The following is a 4,005-nucleotide window of genomic DNA, read 5'->3' as shown; positions in this document are numbered from 1 at the left end:
GCGCTGGGGGTGCCCCCTCCGGGGGAGGCACCCCGTCAGCGCCGGGTGGTGCGGGCCGCCCCCGCGCCCGCACCCGCGCCGGGTGCCCGTCGTGCCGGTCCGCCCGCAGCGCCGGCGAGGTCAGCCCAGGCGGGAGGGGAGGCCGGCTGTGCAGAGGGCCTCGTCGCCCGCCGTGAGCAACAGGGCCTCCACCCCGGGCAGGGACTCCAGCCACGCCAGCCCCGCCCGCGCCCCCATCGCGAACGCCGCTGTCGCCCAGCAGTCCGCCCAGGTCAGGGAGGGCCCGACCACCGTCACCGACACCAGGTCCGTCACCGCGGAGCGCCCCGTGCGCGGGTCGAGCACATGGTCTCCCCGCTCCGCCGTACCGGACGTCGCGACGGCCAGCCGGTCCACCCCCGCCGCGGAGATCACCGCCGCCAGCCCACCCGGCCGCAGCGGATCGGCGATGCCCACCCGCCACGGCCGCTCCGGCCCCGGCGCGCCGAACATCTGCACATCGCCGCCGCCGTTGACGCTGACCCCGCTCGCGCCCGCCGCCAGCAGCGCACGCGCGGCACGCTCGGTGGCCCAGCCCTTCACGATGCCCGTCGGGTCGAAGGAACCGGCGTACCGCAGACTGAACCAGCCGTCGCTGACCCGCTCCGCCTCGGTGCCCAGCTCCAGCACCTCGGCGACCTCCGGATCGCAGCCGTCGAACGTCAGCTCACCGCGGGCCAGCCGCGAGACCTGGCTGTCCTCCCGGTAGGTGCTGAACACCGCGTCGGCCCGACGCAGCCCCGCCACGGCCTCGTCCAGCGCCGCGCGCATCGCGTCCGGTTCCCCGCCGCGGACGTCGAAGGAGAAGACCGTCCCCATGATCTCCTCCACCCGGCGAACCGCGGCGGGAGCCTCTCCGGAGGTGCTCACCGCGTCAGCCACCGGCCCGGTCCAGCGCCGATTGCAGCGATGTGCGGTATCCCTCGCTGGTGTAGGTGGCGCCGGATACGGTGTCGATGTCCGCGCTCTGCGCGGTGACGGCCGCCTGGTTGAGTTCGGGTACGGCTGTCGCGGTGACCTCGCTGCTGTGGCCGCCCTGCGGTGCCTGCACCGCCTCCGCGCGGACGACGCGGCCACCGCTGACCGTGATCCGTACCTGCACCGGGCCGTACTGGGTCTGCGCCACGTCGCCCGCGACGACCGTCTGTCCGGTGCCCTGGGCGCCGCCGGCCGTCTTCATCTTGTCCAGCGCCGATTGCAGCGATGTGCGGTATCCCTCGCTGGTGTAGGTGGCGCCGGATACGGTGTCGATGTCCGCGCTCTGCGCGGTGACGGCCGCCTGGTTGAGTTTGGGTACGGCGTCCGCCGTGACCTCGCTGCTGTGGCCGCCCTTCGGCGCCTGCACCGCCTCCGCGCCGGTGATCTTCCCTCCCGCGACGGTGAGCCGGACCTGCACGGCCCCGTACTGGGTGGCAGCCGCGTCGCCGGTCACTGTGGTGCCGACGGCCGCTCCGCCGCCGCCCTGGGGTGCCGCACCGCCCGCCGCCTGCGCGGACGACGGATCGGACGCCGGCTTCAGCGCCAGCAGCAGCACGATCCCGGACACGGTGGCCGCGGTCGTCAGCACGACACGCCGTACGGGGTGACTCTTCCTCATCGCTCCTACAGCTCCAGCCTGATCGGTCGCTACATCTCGAAGGACTCGTGGTGGATCCGCCGCGCGGGAACCCCCGCGCCGCGCAGTGCCTCGTACACCGACTGCGCGAACCCGGGCGGCCCGCACATGAACACGTCGTGCGACTCGATGTCGGGCACCTTCTCCCGCAGCCGCTCCGCCGAGATGTCCGGCCGTGCCCCGTCCGGGCTGTTGACCGCGTACATCAGCCGCGCCCCGCGCTCCTCCGCGATCTGCGCCAGCTCGTCCCACAGCGCCAGGTCCTGCGTGGTGTTGGCGCGGTACAGCAGCGTGATGTCACCGGGCGCGCCCGGCAGTGTCTCGAACAGCGCCCGCATCGGGGTGATGCCGACGCCGCCCGCCACCAGCAGCACCTTGCCCCGGCTGCGCCGGTGCGCGGTCAGCGCGCCGTACGGGCCCTCCGCCCACACGCGCGTGCCGGGCGTCAGCTCCCGCAGGCGGGCGCTGTGGTCGCCGATCGCCTTCACGGTGATCCGCAGCAGGTCCGGCCGGGGCGGCGCCGACAGCGAGTACGGGTGCGAGCTGAACCGCATGCCCGGCGCGAGGAACCGCCAGCGGAAGAACTGCCCGGCCTCCGCGCCGATCCGGTGCAGCCGGCGCCCGCCGATCAGCACCGACACGACACCCGGCGCCTCCTCCACGACCGCCTCGACACGCATGCGGTGCCGCAGGTTCAGCCGGACCGGGGTGAGCACCCGGTACCACAGCAGCAGGGCGGTGACGGCGCCGTACAGCCCGTACCAGAAGGTCTTGGCGGCGGGCTCCACGGCGAAGTCGTTGCCGGTGCTGATCTGGTGCCAGAACGTCAGGAACACCGCGGCGTACGTCAGCAGGTGGACGTGGTACCACAGGTCGTACGGCAGTCTGCGGCGGACGGGGCCCACCGAGATCAGGCCGATGACCACCAGCAGACCCGTGCCGATCGCGGCCTTGCCCATGTCGGGGAGCTGCTGCACGGAGTCCACGGTCTGGGCGACGATGTCGCCGAGCGTCCGGCCTCCCTGCAGCGCGTACCCCCACATCGTCAGGAAGACGTGGGCGACGACGAGGCAGAGCGTGTAGCGGCCGGTCATGGCGTGCCAGCGGGCCACCCGGTCCGAGCCGACCCGCCGTTCCAGGGCGGGCACGCGGGCCATCTGGAGCACGACCAGCGCCATCAGATAGCCGGCCAGCAGTCCGGTGATGCGCCCGGCGTTGACGATCCGGCCGGTGGTGTCCGCGATGGACGTGGTGTTCTGCCACCACAGCCACAGCACGCCCGCCGCGCCCGCCCACAGAGCGATCAGCAGCGGGACGGCGGGGGAACGTTTCGGACGGATGCGGCGCATCGTCTGTCGGCGGGCGGCACGGCCGCCTGCGAGCGTGGTGGTCACGCGTTTCCTCCGTGGGACGGGACCCTTGGCCCACAGATACGTGCCGGACCAGCGATGTGTTCAGTGCGGCGCCACGGTGTGACCGCCTGTCAGAAGCCTGTGACCGCGATCGGCCCGGAGGCGGTGCCGATCGCGATGTGCGGCCGGGCGGCCGGATCGGCCCAATGCAGGATGCGCCGCATGGCGTCCGCCGGCACCGACACACAGCCGGCTGTCGCCCCGCGCCCGTCGACGTGCAGGAAGATCCCGGCGCCGCGGCCCCGCACCGGCTTGCGGTAGTTGAAGCCGATGACCAGGGCGTGGGCGTACTGCGTGCGGTAGGTGATCAGGTGCTCCGACTCGGCGGCCCGGCAGTCGGCGGGACGCGGCTCGGTCCAGCGGTTGTAGGAGCGGGAGGCGTTGTCCTGGCACCACCAGGAGTCCTGGTGCACGCGCCGGTACGGCATCCGTGTCCCACCGGGCGCGGTCGCGATGCCGAAGCCGAACGGCAGGTCGTACAGGCCGGCCGGGGTGGTGTTCGTGCCCTGCCGGCGTGCGGTGCCGGCGACGAGCCCGCGGGCGCCGAACCGTGCGGGCGCGCTCCCGGCGACCGTCCAGCGTCCCGCGCGCCGTTCCCACCAGGTGAGGGTGCCGGTGGTGGCGCCGGCGTGCGGGGCGACAGCCGTGAGCAGTTGGGTGCCGCCGCCGGTGTCGGCCATACGGGAGGGCAGCGGGGCGGGGACGGGGGCGCCGCGGGTCCGCGCGGGGCCGGTCCCCGTGGTGCCGTCCGTGGCGGGTGCCGCTGCGGCCGGCGGGGTGAGGAGCAGGCAGGTGGTGACGAGGAGGCCGAGCGCGATCGCCCGGCCCGGCGGTACGGCGAGACGACCGGTGCGCATGCGGCCGACGGTAGCCGCGGCTGCGGTGGGCGGCAGCGTGGGCGGTCCGTTCAGGGGGCGGGGTTCACGCGGCGGACGGAGG

4 protein-coding genes are annotated in these 4,005 nt (G+C 74.2%); all 4 read right to left on the bottom strand.

From position 1 onward, the window contains the following. Positions 1 to 120: 120 nt before the first annotated feature. The 4 genes from MTQ10_RS28565 to MTQ10_RS28550 all read right to left on the bottom strand — a co-directional run bounded on the left by MTQ10_RS28565 (position 121) and on the right by MTQ10_RS28550 (position 3,923). Complete coding sequence (locus MTQ10_RS28565) at positions 121 to 858, bottom strand: FAD:protein FMN transferase (RefSeq protein WP_282612699.1); 738 nt, start codon at positions 856 to 858, stop codon at positions 121 to 123. 55 nt (positions 859 to 913) lie between these two features. Continuing rightward, positions 914 to 1,636, bottom strand: coding sequence for an FMN-binding protein (locus tag MTQ10_RS28560; protein ID WP_247473238.1), 723 nt, complete (start codon positions 1,634 to 1,636; stop codon positions 914 to 916). A 29-nt stretch (positions 1,637 to 1,665) separates the two neighbouring features. Further along, positions 1,666 to 3,048: a ferredoxin reductase family protein gene (locus MTQ10_RS28555; RefSeq protein WP_247473235.1), complete on the bottom strand. Its 1,383-nt coding sequence runs from the start codon at positions 3,046 to 3,048 to the stop codon at positions 1,666 to 1,668. Positions 3,049 to 3,137: 89 nt separating this feature from the next. After that, entirely contained in the window at positions 3,138 to 3,923 is a 786-nt protein-coding gene (locus MTQ10_RS28550) for a L,D-transpeptidase family protein (RefSeq protein ID WP_247473234.1), read from the bottom strand. Between the last annotated feature and the right edge of the window lie 82 nt (positions 3,924 to 4,005).

Source organism: Streptomyces sp. XM83C (assembly GCF_023072675.1).
GTDB lineage: Bacteria > Actinomycetota > Actinomycetes > Streptomycetales > Streptomycetaceae > Streptomyces > Streptomyces thermocoprophilus.
The sequence above is the reverse complement of the archived record's forward strand: the minus strand, read 5'-3'. Positions and strand labels throughout refer to the sequence as shown.

Coding starts and splice junctions, on each gene's coding strand:
- MTQ10_RS28565 (WP_282612699.1), bottom strand. CDS start 858: ATGGGGACGGTCTTCTCCTTCGACGTCCGCGGCGGGGAACCGGACGCG.
- MTQ10_RS28560 (WP_247473238.1), bottom strand. CDS start 1,636: ATGAGGAAGAGTCACCCCGTACGGCGTGTCGTGCTGACGACCGCGGCC.
- MTQ10_RS28550 (WP_247473234.1), bottom strand. CDS start 3,923: ATGCGCACCGGTCGTCTCGCCGTACCGCCGGGCCGGGCGATCGCGCTC.